Genomic DNA, 3,480 nt, shown 5'->3' on the forward strand with positions numbered 1-3,480 from the left:
AGATGGCGCGCTGGCCGCCGGCCTGCTGCCGAGCCTGGCGAGGCTGACCGACGCGGTGTACACGCCGAACGCGGTCGCCGGCCTGCCGAACTGGACCGCCGAGCACGGCCCACGGCTCAAGGCCCTGGTGTTCGATGCCAGCGCGATCGTCGACTGCGACCAACTCGTGGCCCTGCGCGACTTCTTCCAGCCCGCGATGAAGAGCCTCGCCGGCAACCCTCACGTGGTGGTGCTCGGACGGCCGCCGGAAACCCTCATCGATCCCTTCGCCGCCAGCGCGCAGCGCGCCCTGGAAGGCTTCACCCGCTCGCTGGGCAAGGAAATCCGCCACGGCGGCACGGTGCAGTTGCTGTACGTCGGCGAAGGCGCCGAAGACCAGCTGGAAGGCGCGCTGCGCTTCTTCCTCTCGCCGAAGAGCGCCTACGTCTCCGGCCAGGTGATCCGTCTCGCGGCCAGCGAGCAAAAGGTGCAGGACTGGACACGGCCGCTGGCCGGCAAGCGCGCGCTGGTCACCGGCGCCTCCCGCGGCATCGGCGCGGCCATCGCCGAAACCCTCGCCCGCGACGGCGCGGAAGTGGTGCTGCTGGATGTGCCCAAAGCGCAGAAGGAGCTCGACGCCCTGGCCGCGCGCCTGGGCGGCAAAGCGCTGGGCCTGGACATCGGCGGCGAGGAGGCGCCGCAGCGGCTGGTCGAGGCGCTGCCGGACGGCGTCGACATCGTCGTGCACAACGCAGGCATCACCCGCGACAAGACCCTGGCGAAGATGACCGACGAGCTGTGGAACTCGGTCATCGCGGTCAACCTCAAGGCGCCGCAGCGGCTGACCCAGGCGCTGCTGGAACGCGGCACGCTGCGCGACGAAGGCCGCGTGCTGCTGGTGTCGTCCACCAGCGGTATCGCCGGGAATTTCGGCCAGACCAACTACGCCACCAGCAAGGCCGGGCTGATCGGCCTGCTGCAGGCCTGGGAGTTGGAGCTGGCCAAGCGCGGCATCACCATCAACGCGGTGGCGCCGGGGTTCATCGAGACGCAGATGACCGCGGCCATGCCGCTGACCATCCGCGAGGCCGGGCGGCGGATGAACTCGCTCGGCCAGGGCGGCCAGCCGCAGGACGTCGCCGAAACCGTCGCCTGGTTCGCCCAGCCCGCATCCGGTGGCGTCACCGGGCAGGTGCTGCGCGTGTGCGGACAAAGCCTGCTGGGCGCCTGAGGGATCGACATGAGCCAATCCTGGACCGATCTGCATGCCCCACCCGCGCTGCCCGAGCTGTTCCTGCGCGCCGCTCTGAAGCGCAAGGTCAGCGGCCGCACGCTGCCCGAAGGCGGCCTGCGCTGCCCGGTCAGCGTGGAGGCGCGCGACCTCGCCGCCTACCGGCGCGTCTGCGCTTTCGCCGACGACGGCCGGCTGCCGCCGACCTACCCGCACGTGATGGCATTCGCCCTGCAAATGCGCCTGCTGACGGCCGACGATTTCCCCTTCCCGTTACTCGGCCTGGTGCACCTGGAAAACCGTATCCGCGTGTTGCGTCCGCTCGGCGGGCTGGGCCCGTTCCGCGTCGGCGTGCGCGTGGCCGACCTGCAGCCGCACGCGAAAGGCGCGCTGTTCAGCCTGCTGATCAGCGTCGACGACCAGCTCGGGCCGCTCTGGGAAGGCGAAAGCCGTTTTCTCAGTCGCGCCGCGAAGGTTCCGGGCGAACCGCGCGAGGCCGCGCCCCGCGAGGCGCTGGCGCTCGCCGAAGTCGACCACTGGAGGGCGCCGGCGGATATCGGCCGCGCCTATGCGCGGGTCGCCGGCGACTACAACCCGATCCACCTCAGCGCCCTCAGCGCGCGCCTGTTCGGCTTCCCCCGCGCCATCGCCCACGGCCTGTGGCTCGAGGCGCGCAGCCTGGCGGCGCTGGGCGATCGCCTGCCGGACGCCGGCTACGAGGTGCAGGTGCGCTTCAAGAAACCGCTGCTGCTGCCCGGCGAGCTGACCCTGCTGGCCAGCGCGCCGGGGGCGAGCGGCCAACTGGCGCTGCGCGGCGCGGACGACCTGCCGCACATGGACGGCGAGTGGTCAGCGCTGGCCTAGAGCCACACGCCGAACCTTGCGCGGGCGGGCGCAACCCTCGAAGCTATGCGGCTCCAAGGAGCCCCGCATGAACCTCGAACAGCTCACCGCCCGCATGCACGCGATCCGCGATGCCAACGACTGGCGGAAATTCCACAGCCCGAAGAACCTCGCCATGGCCGCCAGCGTTGAGATGGCCGAGCTGGTGGAAATCTTCCAGTGGCTCGACGAAGACCAGTCGCGCCAGCTGCCGCCCGAGCAGCTCGAACATGCCGGCCAGGAAGTCGCCGACGTGGTCCTCTACCTGCTGCTGATGTGCGCCGAACTGGGCATCGACATGGACCAGGCGGTGCGCGCCAAGCTCGCCGACAACGAGCGGCGCTTCACATGAGCGACCGCCACTTCGACGCCCTGGCGACGCGCTTCGCCGAGAAGATCTACGGCGGCGCCAAGGGCGCGATCCGCCTTGCCGTGCTGCAGGCCGACCTTGCCGAAACCCTGCCGCAACGCCCGTTGCGGGTGATCGACATCGGCGCCGGGCTCGGCCACATGGCGCTCTGGCTGGCTGAACGCGGCCATCAGGTGACCCTCGCCGAGCCGGCCCAGCCGATGCTCGACGGCGCCCGCCAGCGCTTCGCCGAGGCCGGCCTTGGCGCCACCTTCATCCAGGCGCCCTGGCAGGAACTGCCCGAACGGCTGGAGGCGCCCTACGACCTGGTGGTCTGCCACGCGGTGCTCGAATGGCTGGCCGAACCGGCGGCGATCCTGCCGGCCCTGCGCCGCCTCACCGCCGACGACGGCTGGCTGTCGCTGGCGTTCTACAACAAGGACGCGCTGGTCTACCGCAACCTGCTCAAGGGGCATTTTCGCAAGCTGCGCAAATCCAGCTTCGCCGGCGAGGGCCAGAGCCTGACACCGCAGCGGCCGCTCGACCCGCGCGAGCTGGCCGCGCAACTGCACGCCGATTGGCGGGTCGAAAGCACCAGTGGCGTGCGCGTGTTCCACGACTACATGCCGGCGGAATTCCAGGCCAAGGCCGACCCCGCCGACCTGATCGAGATGGAGCTGGCGCACCGCCGGCATCCGGCGTTCGCCGGGCTGGGCCGTTATCTGCACTGGCTCTGCCAGCCACGCTGAGAGGGCGTTCATACGCCGCAGGAGATTGACCATGAAGCGTCGCTTCGCGTTTTCCGCCACCCTCGGCCTGCCCTTGGCGCTGCTGCTCGCCGGCTGCGCGAAGGACAACCCCTACACGGCCAGTTCCAACCCGCTGCCACCGGCCCCGCCACAGGCCACGGCGAATGCCTACGACGCCAGCGCCTATCCGGCCGCCCCGCGCGACTACGGCCGGTACCGCAACTGGAGCTGGGCGCAGGGCCGGATGCCGGCGGGCGCCAGCTGGGCGACGCCCGAGCAGATGGCCGAGG

Annotated in this window: 4 protein-coding genes and 1 pseudogene; all 5 read left to right on the top strand. The window is 70.9% G+C overall.

Annotation, left to right across the window (positions count from 1 at the left end; genetic code table 11):
* The coding region (locus tag B2X67_RS18590; protein ID WP_286786419.1) for a 3-oxoacyl-ACP reductase at window positions 1-1,210 on the top strand (1,210 nt) is incomplete at its 5' end.
* 9 nt (window positions 1,211-1,219) lie between these two features.
* Window positions 1,220-2,074 carry a MaoC family dehydratase gene (locus B2X67_RS18595; RefSeq protein WP_286786420.1) on the top strand — a complete coding sequence of 285 codons (855 nt, stop codon included), beginning with the start codon at window positions 1,220-1,222 and terminating at the stop codon, window positions 2,072-2,074.
* Between the two features lie 67 nt (window positions 2,075-2,141).
* Complete coding sequence (locus B2X67_RS18600; RefSeq protein WP_273230339.1) at window positions 2,142-2,444, top strand: nucleotide pyrophosphohydrolase; 303 nt, start codon at window positions 2,142-2,144, stop codon at window positions 2,442-2,444.
* Window positions 2,441-3,190 (top strand): methyltransferase domain-containing protein, encoded by a 750-nt coding sequence (locus tag B2X67_RS18605; protein ID WP_286786421.1) that lies wholly within the window; start codon window positions 2,441-2,443, stop codon window positions 3,188-3,190. Before B2X67_RS18600 ends, B2X67_RS18605 begins: the two co-directional genes overlap by 4 nt.
* Before the next feature lie 31 nt (window positions 3,191-3,221).
* Window positions 3,222-3,480, top strand: a pseudogene (locus tag B2X67_RS18610) (DUF4136 domain-containing protein); the annotation flags it as partial.

Origin of the sequence: Pseudomonas sp. UBA3153 (assembly GCF_002364635.1) — a bacterium.
Classification (GTDB): domain Bacteria; phylum Pseudomonadota; class Gammaproteobacteria; order Pseudomonadales; family Pseudomonadaceae; genus Pseudomonas_O; species Pseudomonas_O kuykendallii.